The sequence below is a fragment of the Pseudomonas poae RE*1-1-14 genome, from assembly GCF_000336465.1.
Classification (GTDB): Bacteria; Pseudomonadota; Gammaproteobacteria; order Pseudomonadales; family Pseudomonadaceae; genus Aquipseudomonas; species Aquipseudomonas poae.
On record NC_020209.1, the window covers coordinates 2,826,630 to 2,842,472 of the forward strand.

The 15,843-nt window shown below is 64.4% G+C and carries 12 protein-coding genes; 7 read left to right on the forward strand and 5 right to left on the reverse strand.

The window, feature by feature from the left end; genetic code table 11:
* Window positions 1-17: 17 nt before the first annotated feature.
* The gene (gene uvrB, locus H045_RS12215) at window positions 18-2,033 is read right to left on the reverse strand and encodes an excinuclease ABC subunit UvrB (protein WP_003234351.1); all 2,016 of its coding nucleotides are present in this window, start codon (window positions 2,031-2,033) and stop codon (window positions 18-20) included.
* 363 nt (window positions 2,034-2,396) lie between these two features.
* Between uvrB and H045_RS12220 the strand changes: the two genes are divergently transcribed.
* Window positions 2,397-3,593 carry an amino acid aminotransferase gene (locus tag H045_RS12220; RefSeq protein ID WP_003234354.1) on the forward strand — a complete coding sequence of 399 codons (1,197 nt, stop codon included), beginning with the start codon at window positions 2,397-2,399 and terminating at the stop codon, window positions 3,591-3,593.
* A gap of 99 nt (window positions 3,594-3,692) precedes the next feature.
* Window positions 3,693-3,908 carry a hypothetical protein gene (locus H045_RS12225; protein WP_015372505.1) on the forward strand — a complete coding sequence of 72 codons (216 nt, stop codon included), beginning with the start codon at window positions 3,693-3,695 and terminating at the stop codon, window positions 3,906-3,908.
* Between the two features lie 256 nt (window positions 3,909-4,164).
* On the opposite strand, the gene ptrR is transcribed toward H045_RS12225, so the two are convergent.
* Complete coding sequence (gene ptrR, locus H045_RS12230) at window positions 4,165-5,028, reverse strand: putrescine utilization regulator PtrR (RefSeq protein WP_015372506.1); 864 nt, start codon at window positions 5,026-5,028, stop codon at window positions 4,165-4,167.
* A gap of 102 nt (window positions 5,029-5,130) precedes the next feature.
* Here ptrR and H045_RS12235 point away from each other — a divergent pair, with 102 nt between their 5' ends.
* Window positions 5,131-6,522: an aldehyde dehydrogenase family protein gene (locus H045_RS12235; RefSeq protein WP_015372507.1), complete on the forward strand. Its 1,392-nt coding sequence runs from the start codon at window positions 5,131-5,133 to the stop codon at window positions 6,520-6,522.
* Window positions 6,523-6,534: 12 nt separating this feature from the next.
* Here the strand turns inward: H045_RS12235 and H045_RS12240 are convergent, their stop codons facing one another.
* Together H045_RS12240 and H045_RS12245 are read right to left on the reverse strand one after the other, a co-directional pair.
* A complete protein-coding gene (locus H045_RS12240; protein WP_015372508.1) occupies window positions 6,535-6,840 on the reverse strand; it encodes a protealysin inhibitor emfourin in 306 nt (101 codons plus the stop codon).
* 28 nt (window positions 6,841-6,868) lie between these two features.
* On the reverse strand, window positions 6,869-7,930 hold the full coding sequence (locus H045_RS12245; protein ID WP_003234365.1) for a M4 family metallopeptidase: 1,062 nt from the start codon (window positions 7,928-7,930) through the stop codon (window positions 6,869-6,871).
* A 132-nt stretch (window positions 7,931-8,062) separates the two neighbouring features.
* Between H045_RS12245 and H045_RS12250 the strand changes: the two genes are divergently transcribed.
* The 4 genes from H045_RS12250 to H045_RS12265 all read left to right on the forward strand — a co-directional run bounded on the left by H045_RS12250 (window position 8,063) and on the right by H045_RS12265 (window position 11,961).
* On the forward strand, window positions 8,063-8,992 hold the full coding sequence (locus tag H045_RS12250) for a DNA/RNA non-specific endonuclease (protein WP_015372509.1): 930 nt from the start codon (window positions 8,063-8,065) through the stop codon (window positions 8,990-8,992).
* Window positions 8,993-9,188: 196 nt separating this feature from the next.
* Window positions 9,189-10,199, forward strand: a complete 1,011-nt coding sequence (locus H045_RS12255) for an ABC transporter substrate-binding protein (protein WP_003234369.1) — start codon at window positions 9,189-9,191, stop codon at window positions 10,197-10,199.
* Window positions 10,196-11,200 carry a FecCD family ABC transporter permease gene (locus H045_RS12260; protein WP_015372510.1) on the forward strand — a complete coding sequence of 335 codons (1,005 nt, stop codon included), beginning with the start codon at window positions 10,196-10,198 and terminating at the stop codon, window positions 11,198-11,200. Before H045_RS12255 ends, H045_RS12260 begins: the two co-directional genes overlap by 4 nt.
* On the forward strand, window positions 11,197-11,961 hold the full coding sequence (locus tag H045_RS12265; protein WP_015372511.1) for an ABC transporter ATP-binding protein: 765 nt from the start codon (window positions 11,197-11,199) through the stop codon (window positions 11,959-11,961). Before H045_RS12260 ends, H045_RS12265 begins: the two co-directional genes overlap by 4 nt.
* Here the strand turns inward: H045_RS12265 and H045_RS12270 are convergent.
* Window positions 11,953-15,777, reverse strand: a complete 3,825-nt coding sequence (locus H045_RS12270; protein WP_015372512.1) for an ATP-binding protein — start codon at window positions 15,775-15,777, stop codon at window positions 11,953-11,955. The two genes, H045_RS12265 and H045_RS12270, sit on opposite strands and share 9 nt — an antisense overlap.
* Window positions 15,778-15,843 lie beyond the last annotated feature (66 nt).

Below are 15,843 nucleotides of genomic sequence, written 5' to 3' on the forward strand. Positions count from 1 at the left end.
GGCACTACCATTACAAATCACACAGCCAGCAACCGCTCGCGCAATTTGCCAATCTCATCACGCGTCTGCGCCGCCGCCTCGAATTCAAGATCGCGTGCCAACTGGTACATCTTCTCTTCCAACTGGCGAATCCGCTTGGTGATCTCACTCGGCGAGCGCAATTCGTTCTCGTACTTGGCGCTTTCCTCGGCGGCCTTGGCCATGCCCTTGCGCTTCTTGCTGCGCGAGCCCGGCACGGTGGCGCCTTCCATGATGTCGGCGACGTCCTTGAACACACCCTTGGGGGTAATGCCATGTTCGAGGTTGAAGGCAATCTGCTTTTCACGGCGCCGCTCGGTCTCGCCGATCGCGCGCTCCATGGAACCGGTGATGCGGTCCGCATACAGGATCGCCCGGCCATTGAGGTTACGCGCCGCACGGCCAATGGTCTGGATCAGTGAACGTTCGGAGCGCAGGAAGCCCTCCTTGTCCGCATCCAGAATCGCCACCAGCGACACTTCCGGCATGTCCAGACCTTCGCGCAGCAGGTTGATGCCCACCAGCACATCAAAGGTGCCCAGGCGCAGATCACGGATGATCTCCACCCGCTCCACCGTGTCGATGTCCGAGTGCAGGTATCGCACGCGCACGCCGTGGTCGGCCAGGTAGTCGGTGAGGTCTTCGGACATGCGCTTGGTCAGCGTGGTCACCAGCACCCGCTCCTCCAGCGCCACGCGCTTGTTGATCTCCGACAGCAGGTCGTCGACCTGGGTCAGCGCCGGGCGGATTTCGATCTGCGGGTCGACCAGGCCGGTCGGCCGCACCACCTGCTCGATCACCCGGCCCGCATGCTCGGCCTCATAATTGCCCGGCGTGGCCGACACAAAAATGGTCTGCGGGCTGATCGCCTCCCACTCGTCAAACCGCATCGGCCGGTTGTCCAGCGCCGACGGCAGGCGGAAACCGTATTCCACCAGGGTCTCCTTGCGCGAGCGGTCGCCCTTATACATCGCGCCTACTTGCGGCACGCTGACGTGGGACTCGTCGATCACCAGCAAGGCGTCCGGCGGCAAGTAGTCGTACAGCGTCGGCGGCGGCGCGCCGGAGTCACGGCCCGACAGATAGCGCGAGTAGTTTTCGATGCCGTTGCAGTAGCCCAGCTCCAGGATCATCTCCAGGTCGAAGCGGGTGCGCTGCTCCAGGCGCTGGGCTTCCACCAGCTTGTTGTTGGCGCGTAGGTATTCCAGGCGCTCGGCCAGCTCGACCTTGATACCTTCAATGGCGCCCATCAGGGTTTCCCGGGGCGTTACATAGTGGCTTTTGGGGTAGAAGGTGAAGCGCGGCAGCTTGCGGATCACCTCCCCAGTCAATGGATCGAAAGCCGACAGGCTTTCCACCTCATCGTCGAACAGCTCGATGCGGATAGCCTCCAGGTCCGATTCGGCCGGGTAGATGTCGATCACATCGCCGCGCACGCGGAAGGTGGCGCGGGCAAAGTCCATGTCGTTGCGGGTGTATTGCAGGCTCGCCAGGCGGCGCAGCAATTCGCGCTGGTCGAGTTTGTCGCCACGGTCAACGTGCAACACCATCTTCAGATAGGTTTCCGGGCTGCCCAGGCCGTAGATGCACGACACGGTGGTGACGATGATCGCGTCCTTGCGCTCAAGCAACGCCTTGGTCGCCGACAAGCGCATCTGCTCGATATGGTCGTTGATCGACGCATCTTTCTCGATGAAGGTGTCGGACGACGGCACGTAGGCTTCGGGCTGGTAATAGTCGTAGTAGGAGACGAAATACTCCACCGCATTGTTCGGGAAGAACGCCTTGAACTCGCCGTACAGCTGCGCGGCCAGGGTCTTGTTCGGCGCCAGCACCAGGGTCGGGCGGTTGATCTGCGCGATCACGTTGGCAATGCTGAAGGTCTTGCCCGAACCGGTCACCCCGAGCAGCGTCTGGTGCGCCAGGCCGGCCTCGATGCCTTCGACCATCTGGCGAATGGCTTCGGGCTGGTCGCCGGCCGGTTCAAAGCGGGTGACGAGCTGGAAATCCGACATAACGTACCTCTTTCAAGTCACCCCGGGCCTGTGGCCGCCAAGGACGAATAGCTCAGCAACCCGCGAATATACTTCGCAGGCTGCAGGAAAAATCATGATAGCTGTAGAAGTGGTGGCGAAGGCGACGGGTTTCAAGGCACTTATCCTACATAGCCTCTGCCTGGCCCTTGTATAGCCCCTGCCTGTTGAATGCCAATAAGACTAACGGTCGGCGCCTCAACCGAAAAACTTGGCCAAAAAGCCGTTTCAACGGTCGCCCTCGGCCGTGCGGGCCTCTATACTAGCTCCCCGTTTGTGCACCGCTCTAGTGCCTCCGGCTGGAGCGCGACACGTCCCTCCCTTCCCCCATAGAGCTGCCGCAAAATGAGCCTGTTCTCCGCTGTCGAAATGGCACCACGCGATCCAATCCTGGGCCTCAACGAAGCATTCAACGCCGACACCCGAACCACCAAGGTCAACCTTGGCGTGGGCGTTTACTGCAACGAGGAGGGGAAGATTCCACTCTTGCGTGCCGTTGCCGAAGCGGAAGCCATTCGCGTGGCGCAACACGCCGCCCGCGGCTATTTGCCGATTGACGGGATCGCAGCCTACGACAAGGCTGTGCAAACCCTGTTGTTCGGTGACGAGTCGCCACTGCTGAACGCCGGCCGTGTAGTGACCGTGCAGGCCGTCGGCGGCACTGGCGCGCTGAAAATCGGCGCAGACTTCCTCAAGCAGCTGCTGCCCGACGCCGTTGTCGCCATCAGCGACCCGAGCTGGGAAAACCACCGCGCACTGTTCGAAACCGCCGGTTTCCCGGTGCACAACTACCGCTACTACGACGCCGCCACCCATGACGTCAATCGCGCTGGCCTGCTCGAAGACCTCAACGCCCTGCCGCCACAGTCCATCGTGGTGCTGCATGCCTGCTGCCACAACCCCACCGGCGTCGACCTCAGCCCCGCCGACTGGCAGGACGTGCTGGACGTGGTCAAGGCCAAAAACCTCGTGCCGTTCCTCGACATGGCCTACCAGGGCTTCGGCGACGGCATCCACGAAGACGCGGCCGCCGTGCGCCTGTTCGCCGAATCGGGCCTGACCTTCTTTGTGTCCAGCTCGTTCTCCAAGTCGTTCTCCCTGTACGGCGAACGAGTGGGCGCGCTGTCGATCGTCAGCGACTCGCGGGAAGAAAGCGCGCGCATCCTGTCCCAGGTCAAGCGCGTGATCCGCACCAACTACTCCAACCCGCCGACCCACGGCGCCGCCATCGTCGCCGCCGTGCTGAACAACCCTGAGCTGCGCGCCCAGTGGGAAGCGGAACTGGCCGAAATGCGCCTGCGCATCCGCGGCATGCGCGAGCAGATGGTCGCCGAACTGGCCAAGGCTGCACCGGGCCACGACTTCAGCTTCGTCGGCCGTCAGCGCGGGATGTTCTCCTACTCCGGCCTGAGCGTGGCGCAAGTCACGCGCCTGCGCAGCGAGTTTGGTGTCTATGCACTGGACACAGGGCGCATCTGTGTGGCGGCGTTGAACCAATCGAACCTTGACGCCGTCACAAAAGCGATCGTTCAGGTGCTGTAAGCCGCCGGTCGTGATCAAAAAGGGGAAACCGGTGGTTTCCCCTTTTTCGTATGCAGCCCCTAGACTGAACCCCGACTGCCCCTTTGCTGTGAGAGCCCTATGAGAAACGACGACCTGGATCTTGACCTGCGCGCCGACCGCGACGAACTGCACGACTTCACCCCGCGCGCGCCGCATGCCAAGCGCCAGAAAAGCCTGGTGCTGCAAGTGGCGCTTGGCGTGTTCCTCGGTGGCCTGGCGTTATGGCTGGTGCAATTGGGCGCGACGGCGATCATGGCCAAACTGGCCATGGGCACCTTTCAATTTGGCGGCTGATCACCAGCCCAGGCGAACTGGAACCTGTGTGGCGAGCAGGCTAGCCCCAATGCCGTTCAGTTAAGCGCAGATTCCCTGTGGCGAGCAGGCTTGTCCTGCGTTGGGCTGCGCAGCAGCCCCAAACCAGGCGATGAGCCGTATCAGGTACTCCGCGTTCTGCTGGATTGGGGGCGCTTCGCACGCCAACGCGGGGCAAGCCCGCTCGCCACAGGAATCGGATTGCCTGAACCACAGGGATGGGATTGCCTGAAATAGCTCAGGTTGCGCGTTCCTCCAGTAACCGCACGAAGCTGTTCAGGCTCTGGGACACGGTGCCGCGCCGCCAGATCAGCCAGGTGTTGAGCACGCGGAACCCGTCCGCCAGCGGCCACACGCTCACGGCGGCAAACCCCGGCATGCTTTCAAGCATGCTGCGCGGCATCAGCGCCAGGCCCGCACCGGCGCTGACGCAGGCCAGCATGCCGTGGTACGACTCCATCTCGAAAATCTTTCCCGGCACTGCGCCATCGTGTGAGAACCAGCGCTCAAAGTGGTGCCGGTAGGAACAGTTCGAACGAAACGTATAGATATTCTCGCCATTCACATCCCGCCCCCGGCTGATCGGCGCGTGGTGCAGCGGCGCGATCACCACCATTTCTTCCTCGAACACCGCCACGCCCTCAAGGGTCGCGTGCAGCACCGGCCCGTCGACGAACGCCGCCGCCAGCCGACCGGACAGCACCCCTTCGATCATCGTGCCCGACGGTCCCGTACTCAGGTCCAGCTCGACCTTGGCGTGCCGCTGGTTGTACGCCGCCAGCAACGCGGGGATGCGCACCGCCGCCGTGCTTTCCAGCGAGCCCAGCGCAAACGCCCCCTGGGGCTCCTCCCCCGCCACCGTCGCCCGGGCCTCCTGCACCAGATCGAGGATGCGCCGCGCGTAGCCAAGGAAATTCCAGCCGGCCGGCGACAGGCGCAGGCGGCTTTTCTCGCGGATGAACAACGCGACGCCCAGGTCCTGCTCCAGCTGCTTGATGCGTGTGGTCAGGTTCGACGGCACGCGATGAATCAGCTGCGCGGCCGAGCTGATACTGCCCTGCTCGGCCACGGCCTTGAAAATTTCAAGTTGCACCAGATCCACAGCATTCTCCAATTGTGAACGTATCGCTCAATATTATTCACTTTCCAGAAAACATGCAGCCCCGTAGGCTGGCCTCATTCACTCATTCAGCCGGACGGTGCCATGAACGCGATTTCCTCCCACACTCACGCCCTGTCGATCAATCCCGCCACTGGCGAAACCATCGGCAGCTACCCGTACGAAACCCAGGTGCAACTGGACGCCGCGCTCGACCGCGCTAGCGCAGCCTTTCGCAGCTGGCGCCGCCAGCCTGTCAGCGAGCGCGCCGAGTTGCTGCTGGCCCTGGCCCGCGCCCTGCGTGAGCAGGCCGAAACCATGGCGCAGATGATCACCCGGGAAATGGGCAAACCCATCGCCCAGGCCCGCGCCGAAATCGAAAAATGTGCGTTGATGACCGAGTGGTACGCCGCCCACGGCCCGGCCATGCTCGACTCGGAAGCGACCCTGGTGGACAACGGCAGCGCCCGTATCGAGTACCGCCCGCTGGGGCCGATCCTCGCGGTGATGCCGTGGAACTTCCCGGTGTGGCAAGTGCTGCGCGGCGCCGTGCCGAGCCTGCTGGCCGGCAATACCTACGTACTCAAACACGCGCCGAACGTGATGGGCAGCGCCTATCTGATCCAGCAGGCCTTGCACACCGCCGGCTTCGCCAAAGGCCTGTTCGAAGTGATTAACGTGACCCAGGACGGCGTGTCCAAGGCCATCGCCGATCCGCGCATCGCCGCCGTCACCCTCACCGGCAGCGTCCGCGCCGGTATGGCCATCGGCTCCCAGGCCGGTGCCGCGCTGAAAAAGTGCGTGCTGGAACTGGGCGGCTCAGACCCGTTCATCGTGCTCAACGACGCCGACCTCGACGCCGCCGTGCAGGCCGCCCTCATCGGCCGCTTCCAGAACAGCGGTCAGGTCTGCGCCGCCGCCAAGCGCCTGATCATCGAAGAAGGCGTGGTCGAAGCCTTTACCGAAAAATTCCTCGACGCCAGCCGCGCCCTGGTGATGGGCGACCCGACCTCTGCCGCCACCTACATCGGCCCCATGGCCCGCTTCGACCTGCGCGACGAGCTGCACGGCCAGGTGCAGGCCACGCTCGCGGAAGGTGCGACCTTGCTGCTGGGCGGCCACAAAATCGACGGCGCCGGCAACTATTACGCGCCGACGGTACTGGCTGACGTCACCGACCAGATGACCTCATTCAAACAGGAACTGTTCGGCCCGGTGGCCTCGATCATCACCGCCCGCGACGCCGAGCATGCCGTGGCGCTGGCCAACGACAGCGAGTTCGGCCTCACGGCGAGCATCTTCACCCGCGACGCGGACAAGGCACGGGCGATCACCGACGAGCTGGAAACCGGTGGCGTGTTCGTCAATGCGTTCAGCGTTTCCGACCCCCGCGTGGCGTTTGGCGGGGTGAAGAAAAGCGGCTTCGGCCGCGAGCTGTCGCACTTTGGCGTACGCGAGTTCTGCAACGCACAGACTGTGTGGCTGGATCGCAAGTAACCGCCTGCCACCTCAAGACCGGCTATGGCGCCGCACACACTGCACCAGGCCATCCAACGCCTGGGACTTGACCGGCGCGAGCACGCACACCGTGTGTTCGCGCTCGCCCTCGGTGACAGTCAGGGTGTAATGCACCTGGCCCGGCTTGCCGGGCTCCGGGGAATTGCTTTGCGGCAACTTGAAGAAGTCAGACGCCTGGATCAGTTGGCGCAGCTCCTGCTGATCCGGCTCGGGCAGCGCATCCAGCTCGACGCTGCGCGGTTTGGCCAGGCCCGGAAAAAATGCCGGGCCGCCGTTTTCCTTGATCGAAATTCGCATGGCTGCTCCTCACCGCCCAGGCGGTTTGTCAGACGTTGATACCCACCGCTTGCCAGCCTGCCTTGACCGCCTTCTGCTCATCCTTGTTGGCGCCGTACAGGCGACCAGCCACATCATAGGTGATGCGCGCGAAACGCAGAAACCCCGAGTTCGGCCGCAGCCGTGCGTCGCGCAAGGCGTCGTACCAGATCCGGCCGGCACGCTCCCAGGCGAACCCGCCAATCTTCATCGCAACCTGATAGAACGCATGGTTGGGAATACCGGAATTGATGTGCACGCCGCCGTTGTCATCATAGGTATGCACAAAATCATCCATGTGCCCGGGCTGCGGGTCCTTGCCCAACAGGGGATCATCAAACGCGGTGCCCGGCGCTTTCATCGAGCGCAGCGCCGTGCCCTTGATCTTTTGGGTGAACAGCCCCTGGCCGATCAACCAGTCGGCATCCTCGGCCTTCTGCTTCAACGCGTACTGCTTGATCAGCGAGCCGAACACGTCCGACAGCGACTCGTTCAACGCCCCGGACTGGTTGAAGTACATCAGTTTGGCTTCGTCCTCGGTGACACCGTGAGCCAACTCATGGCCGATTACGTCGAGCGCAATGGTGAAGCGGTTGAATAGCTGCTGGTCGCCATCGCCGAACACCATCTGGGTCGAGTTCCAGAACGCATTGTTATAGGCCTGGCCAAAGTGAACGGTGGCATCCAGGGCCATGCCGGCGTCGTCGATGGAGTTGCGGTCGAATACCTCGTCGAAAAAATCGAAGGTCGCGCCCAGGCCGTCGTAGGCCTCGTCCACCGCTGCATCGCCGCTGGCGGGCTGTCCTTCACTGCGGATCAGCTTGCCCGGCAGTGTGTCGGTGCCGTCGGCGCTGTAGATGGAGCGGCGTTTTTCTGCGGCCATGGCCAGGGCCATGTGTGCGGTGCCCTTGGCGGGCACGGCCAGCATGCGCAGTGAGCGGAAGGTGCTGTCCTTGGCGCGCGTGCGCAGTGCGATTTCACGTTGGGTCTTATCACCGTGACGGGCGATCTGATCGAGCATGTACGGCGGGATCAGGCAGAAGATCGGATTGCGGGGATGGCGAATACACATAAGCGGGTCCCTTTTGACGTGTGATGAACTCCAGATAACCGTTTCAGCATAGTCATGCCGACGACACTTGGCCTAAATTGTCATGAACCTGTGTTGCAGTAGTGTTTATTCCAGGCCCGCAAGGAGCAGCCCATGCCATCCCGCACCCGCAAAATCGACCTGTCACACCGCCCCCGCCTTGGCGATCTGCGCCCGCTGGTCACGGCCAGCCCTGCCCTGCTGCAGGCGCGAGCGGCAACCCCACGCGTCACTGCCGCCAAGGATCTGAAAAACCGCACCGGCTATGCCGAAGATTTTCTGGGTAACTTCGAAGTCCCCTGGCCCACGGTTGACCCGGCCCTGGCAGAGGATGTGCAGCCAAAGCGCCTGGACTACACGCATTTTTCCATCACGATGTCGCGCTCAAGGCGCTTGGCTTTCTACGTCGGCGTGAATATCGACGGCGCGCAACACGTGGACATCGTGCGCAGCAACGACGCCTGGGCCTACGACGGTCGCCTGCCCGTCGAGGCCCAGGCCGGCGAAGAACTTTACGCCGGCAATGGCCTGGATCGCGGCCACCTGGTGCGACGCCAGGACCCCAACTGGGGCGCCGAGGCCGACACGGCCAACGTCGACACCTTCCATTTCACCAACTGCTCGCCGCAGATGAGCGGCTTCAACCAGAAGACCTGGCTGGAATTGGAAGACTATATCCTCGACAACACCCAGCGCTGGAAAGCCCGGGCCACTGTATTTACCGGCCCGGTGTTCGGCGAAGACGACCGCCTTTACCGGGGGATCAAAATTCCCAAGGCCTTTTGGAAAGTCGTCGCCTACCTCAGCGACGATGGCAAACCTTCTGCCAGCGCATACATGATCGACCAGAGCCGGGAACTGGGCCAGCTCGACCTGGTGTTCGGCCAGTTGCGCACCTACCAGCGCAGCGTGCTGCAGATAGAACGCCTGACCGGCGTTCGCTTCGGCAACCTGGCCGATTACGACGGATTCAGCAACGAAGAGCGCGCCACGGGCACGCGCATTGAAGCGCTGATACGCGGCCCGGAAGATATTCGTTTGTGATTCACCGCCGATAGCGCGCCTGCCCTGTGGCCAGCAGGCTTGCCACAGGGCAAGCCCGCTCGCCACACTGGAATCGTCTGCTGTTGAGAGCAGCCCTCCCCATCTTCCCGCCCACCCCGCCATGCACTACCATACCGCGCCGTTTCCCGGACGGGACTCATTGGGGTTTCGCCAACGGTTCAAACGGAGATGCCCCATGCTGCCACGCGTTACCGCCTTGATGATCGGCCTCGGGCTGTCCGCGCACGTCCACGCCGCGCCGACTCATTACCCGCTGACCCTGGAAAACTGCGGCAGCCACATCACCTTCGCCCAGGCCCCCGCACGCAGCGTGACCATCGGCCAGGCTGCCACCGAGATGCTGTATGCCCTGGGCGTCGGTGACAAAGTGGTCGGCACCTCGCTGTGGTTCAACAACGTGCTGGCGCAGTACAAAACCCTTAACGATGGCATCGAGCGCCTGGCCAACAACGAGCCGAGCTTCGAGTCCGTCATCGCCAAGCGCCCGCAGCTGGTGGCCGCCGAGCTGGAATGGGTGGTCGGCGCACAAGGCGTGGTGGGCACCCGCGAGCAGTTTGACGAACTGAACATCCCCACCTACCTGCTGCCGTCGGACTGCGAAGGCAAGGACAACCGGGTGGGCGCCGACGGCACGCGGCTCGAGCCGTTTCGCATCGACACTGTCTATAAAAGCATCAGCCAACTGGCCGAGATCTTCGACGTGCAGGCGCGCGGCCAACAGCTCAACGACGAACTCAAGGCGCGCCTGGCCAAATCCGTCGCCACCGCGCAAGACAAAGGCTTGAAGCAGGCCAGCGCGCTGGTGTGGTTCTCCAGTGCCGAAATGGCCAGCGACCCCTATGTGGCCGGCCACAAGGGCATCCCCGAATTCATGCTGCACACCCTGGGCTTGACCAACGTGGTGCAGTCCGATGAGGAGTGGCCCGCCGTCGGCTGGGAAACCATCGCCAAGGCCAACCCGACCTTCCTGGTGATCGCGCGCATGGACCGGCGCCGCTACCCCGCCGACGATCATCAACAGAAACTCGCCTTCCTGCGCAGCGATCCGGTGACCCGCAACATGGACGCCGTGAAAAACAACCGCATCATCATCCTCGACGCGCTGGCGCTGCAGGCCAGCATCCGCATGTTTGACGGCCTTGAACAACTGGCCGGCGCCATCGACGGCTACGACCTGCCTCAATGATGCGGACCCTGATCGCCCTCACGTTGCTGCTGATCGCCCTGCTCGCCGGGATAGCCATCGGCGAAACCGCCATCGCGCCGCAGGTGGTGTTCAAGGTGCTGGCCAATAAACTGTGGGCGGCCGGCTACGTGCTCGACCCCATCGACGAGGGCGTGGTGTGGAACTACCGCCTCACCCGCGCGCTGGTGGCCGCCGCCTGCGGGGCCGGGCTGGCGACTTGCGGGGTGATCCTGCAGTCGTTGCTGCGCAACCCGTTGGCCGACCCGTACCTGCTGGGCATCAGCGCCGGCGCTTCCACCGGCGCGGTGCTGGTCGCCTTGATCGGCGTGGGCGGCGGGCTGATCTCGTTGTCGGCGGGAGCATTCGTCGGCGCCATGGCCGCGTTCGCGCTGGTGACCTTGCTCGCGCGGGCCAGTGGCTCGGCACGCGGCACCGGGCAGATCATCCTCGCAGGCATCGCCGGCTCCCAGTTGTTCAACGCACTCACTGCGTTCCTGATCACCAAATCGGCCAGCTCCGAGCAGGCGCGCGGCATCATGTTCTGGCTGCTCGGCAACCTCAGTGGCGTGCGCTGGCCGTCGGTGTGGCTGGCCGTGCCGGTGGCGGTCGCCGGCCTGATGGTGTGCCTGTGGCACCGTCGCGCGCTGGATGCGTTTACTTTCGGCAGCGACTCGGCGGCTTCTCTCGGCATTCCGGTGCGCCGCGTGCAATGCGTGCTGGTGGGCTGCGCCGCCCTGGTGACGGCGGTAATGGTGTCGATTGTCGGCGCCATCGGCTTCGTGGGCCTGGTGATTCCCCACGCCGTACGCCTGCTGCTCGGCACCGCGCATTCGCGGCTGCTGCCAGCCAGCGCTCTGGGCGGCGCGCTGTTTCTGATTGCCGCCGACGTGCTCTCGCGCAGCCTGATCAAGGGCCAGGTGATTCCGGTAGGCGTGGTCACCGCACTGGTCGGCGCGCCGGTATTTGCGTTGATCCTGATCGGCCGCAGGAACGCACGATGAGCGTATTGAGCTGCAGCGGCCTGGGCTTCAAGGTGCGCGATGCGCAGTTGCTGCACGGTATTGACCTGCAGGTGCAGGCGGGGGAAACCCTGGGCATCGTCGGACCGAATGGCTCCGGCAAGTCCACCCTGCTCAAGCTGCTGGCCGGGCTGCGCGCGCCCGCCAGCGGCGATGTGCACCTGGGCGGCAAGCGTTTGCGCAGCTTGTCGCGCCGCGTCATTGCGCAGCAACTGGCGGTAGTGGAACAACAGGCCGACACCGACGACGCCATCGGCGTGTTCGACGCCGTGGCCCTGGGCCGCACGCCATGGCTGTCGGCGCTGAGCCCCTGGTCCCGCGGGGACGAGGCCATCGTGCACCAGGCCCTGCACGATGTGGATGCCACGCACCTGCGCCAACGGGCCTGGCGCAGCCTCTCCGGCGGCGAGCGCCAGCGCGTGCACATCGCCCGTGCGCTGGCGCAACGGCCGCAGATTCTGCTGCTGGATGAGCCGACCAATCACCTGGACATCCAGCACCAGCTGACGATCCTCAAAGGCGTGCAAGCGCTACCGGTGACCACCCTGATTGCCCTGCACGACCTCAACCAGGCGCTGACCTGCGACCGCCTGGCCGTACTGGATCACGGACGGCTGGTGGCGCTGGGCAAACCGCTGGAAGTGCTCACGCCACAGCGGTTGCAGGACACCTTCGGCGTGCAGGGCCATTACCTGACCGACCCGTTCGACGGCGCGCAGATCCTGCGCCTGCGCTCAAGCTGAGCCCGTTTTCACACAGGCCTTGCGCAGAATCTGCAGCAACTGGTGAATGGAATACGGCTTGTGCAGCAAGTCGAAGCCGTGGGTGCCTTGCTGCGCCAGCACGTGGCTGTAGCCACTGGTGAGCACTACCGGCAACGCCGGCCACAGCTGCTGGACCTCCTTGGCCAGTTCCAGCCCATTCATGCCGGGCATCATCACGTCGGAAAACACCACGTCGAACTCATCGGCGGCGTCGGACAGACACTTGAGCGCCTGCTCGGCATTCACCGCCCAGGTCGCCTGGAAGCCCAGTTCCTCCAGGGCCTGGGTGGCAAAGGTGCCGACCTCGATATTGTCTTCCACCACCAGCACCCGGCTGCCCTGGCCCCCGGTGAAGAATGCCGGCTCCAGTTGCACATCGGGTTCCAGAGGTCGTGCGGTGACCCGGGGCAGGTACAGGGTAAACGTCGAGCCCTGGCCCAGCTCGGTGCTCACTCGCACTTCGCCGCCGGACTGCTTGGCAAAGCCAAACACCTGACTGAGACCAAGCCCGGTGCCCTGCCCCACATTCTTGGTGGTAAAGAACGGCTCGAAAATCCGCTCCAGATGCTCCGGCCGAATGCCGCTGCCGGTGTCGCGCATGGCGATTGCGACAAAGTCGCCCTGCAACTGCGGCTGGCCGCGCAGCCCAGGGATCGTATCGACCGCTGCCACCGCGATGCTCAAACGGCCCACGCCCTTCATCGCATCCCGCGCATTGACCGCCACATTCACCAGCGCCGAGTCGAACTGGCTGGAGTCGGCGTATACGAAACAGTCCTGAGGCGCCAGGTCGGTGCTGATCTGGATATGGGCGCCGCACAGCGACTCCATCATTTCCACCAGCGAGGTCACGCTCTGGCTGACGTCGAACGCCTGCGGCTTCAACGCCTGGCGACGTGCGAAGGCGAGCAGTTGCCCGGTGAGACGCGCCGCGCGATTGACCGTGTCGGAGATGGCCGTCAGGTAACGGCTGCGCCGCACCTCGGGCAACTCCGGACGTTCGAGCAGGTCGAGGGAGGAGCGAATCACCGTCAACAGGTTATTGAAGTCGTGCGCCACGCCGCCAGTGAGTTGGCCCAACGCCTCGAGTTTCTGCGCCTGGCGCAGTTGCTCTTCGGCCTTGCTGCGTTCTTCCATGGCCTCGGTGATGCGCTGCTCCAGGGTTTCGTTGAGCGCCTGCATGCCCAGCTCGACGTGTTTCTGATCGGTGATGTCCTGCACCAGGCCGAACAGTTTCTGGGTACGGCCCTGGGCGTCGAGTTGCGGCGTGCTGCGCGCCAGGATCCAGCGCACCTGCTGGTCCTCGGCACGACGGATACGGCACTGAAAATCCCAGCCGATGCCCTGCTCGGCCGCCCGCCTGAATGACGCCTCCACCTCGGGCCGGTCCTCGGGCAACACATGGGACATGAAGGTTTCGATGCCCCAGTGCTCAACCGGCTTGCTGTGGCCGAAGATCTGGTCATGCCGGGCGGCCCGCACCGAGCTGTCGGCCCCGATGTCCAGTTCCCATTCACCGATCTGCCCGGCGTCGATGGCCAGGCGCAGCCGCGCTTCACTTTCGCGCAACATGGCCTCGCGCCGGTTGCGCGCGCGGGCCAGCTGCGAGGTGACCCGTGTGACCAGGTCGCGCGCTGAAAACGGTTTGATCAGGTAGTCATCGGCGCCGGCCGCCAGGCCTTCGGCGCGGGCCTCTTCGCCCGCGCGGGCCGACAGCAGAATCACCGGAGTGGCCTGCAGGCGCGCATCTTCGCGCACCGCATGCAACAGGCCAAAGCCATCGAGCACCGGCATCATCACGTCGGTCAGAATCAACTGCGGCAAGCACTGGCGTGCGGCTTCCAGCGCCGCCTGCCCATCGGTCGCCGTCTCCACGCGCAGGCCTTCGGCCTGCAGCAGGCGGGCAACATAGGCGCGCATGTCGGCATTGTCATCGGCCAGCAACACGCACTCTTCGAACGGTTCGGCGGCAGGCTCATCCTGCACCTGCGGCGTCTGCGTGTCCGGCAACCAGCCCAGCGCTTCTTCCACAAAGGCGCTGACGTTGGTGGTGGAGCCGTGCAGCAGCGCCGAGCTGTGCAGCGGTTTGGGCACATGGCGGCTGCCCAGCGGCAGGGTCACGGTAAAAGTGCTGCCCACTCCGAGTTCACTGTTCACCGCCAGCGTGCCGCCCTGCAGGCGCACCAGTTCATCCACCAGCGCCAGGCCGATGCCCGAGCCCTCGAACGAGCGGCCGGCGGGGTTGTCGATCTGGTGGAAGCGTTCGAACAGGCGCGGCAGTTCATCGGCCGCAATGCCGGTGCCGGTGTCACTGACGCTGACCTGCACGCTCGCGCCATCGGCGCCGGGTTCGACGCTGACCCGAATCTGCCCGGCCAGAGTGAACTTGAAGGCGTTGGAGATCAGGTTCAGCACCACCTTTTCCCACATGTCCCGGTCGACGTAGGCCATCTCGGGCAGCGGCGTGGTGTCGATGATCAGCGCCAGGCCGGCACGCTCGCAGGCCGAGCGAAAATTGGAGGCCAGGTCGGCGGTCAGTTCCGGCAGGTCCACCGGCTCGTACGATGCCTGGGCGCGACCGGCCTCGATGCGCGAAAACTCCAGCAGCGAATTGACCAGCTTGAGCAGGCGCTGGGCGTTGCGATAGGCCAGGGTCACCCGCTCACGCTCATCGGCCGGCAGCGCATCGCCCAGGGCCAGCGACTGCTCCAGCGGCCCGAGCAGCAGGGTCAGGGGCGTGCGAAATTCATGGCTGATATTGGTGAAAAAGGTGGTCTTGGCCTGGTCGATGGCGGCCAGGGCGTCGGCGCGCTGGCGCTCGTAGGCCCGCGCCCGCACGGAGGCCAACGCCGCCGAGAGGGCGGCGCCCAACAGCTCGAAAAAGCCGCGGTAAATATCATCCATCGGCAAGCGCGGCGAGGCACCGGCCACCAGCATCAACGGCGTCTGCGTATCGTCCGGCACCACCAGCGGCAGCACGAAAGCCGTGCGCGGTGATTCCGGGTAAGGCCCGCAGTCAATGCCGGCAAAGAGCGCCTCGATGCCGCCCACCTGCAGCGGGCGCTTTTGCGCGCACGCCGCGCCCAACGGCCATGGCGCGGTGTCATCCAGGCCGATCCAGGCCGGCGATGCGGCGGTATCCGGGCCGATGCCGTCGTGCTGCACCAGGCGGTAGCCGTCGGCTTCGCGCGCGTAAAACAGCAGGAAGGGAATATCGAAGTTGAACGTCGCCAGCGTCTCGACCGCCAGCGCGATCAGCCGGGGCAAGTCCTCGGCAACCGCCAGCCGTCCCGTGAGGTCGCGCAGCGCGCGGGTGCGGCGCTCCGCCAGGATGGTCACGGTGGTTTCGGTCACCGGGTGAAACAGCCCGCCGATGCCGCCGGTCTCATCGCGGATGGGCGAGGTGGAAAAGGTGAAGAAGGTCTCTTCCAGATAACCGTTGCGCGTGAGGAACATGCGCTGGTTTTCGAGAAAACTGGTCTCACCCGCCAGCGCCCGCGTGAACGGCTCGCCGATGGCCGGCCAGGCGCTGGCCCAGGTCACGTGGTAACTCTCGCCCAGCGCGCGCGGGTGCGACTCGCCACACAACACCTTGTAGCCGTCGTTGTAGATCTGCGTGTTCTCCGGCCCCCAGATGATATTGATCGGGAAGTTCGACGCCAGGCACAGGCTGACGGTGGTGCGCAGGCTCTGCGGCCAGTGCTCGATCGGACCCAGCGGCGTCGCTGACCAATCCCTGGACTGGATCAGGGAGGCGAGCTCGCCGCCGCCCGATAAAAAGGAATGCGTAATCACGGGATTGGACCACCAGCATATTAAGGGCGCGTATTAGTCAATCTGACCGCCGCCGACAGAAATCCT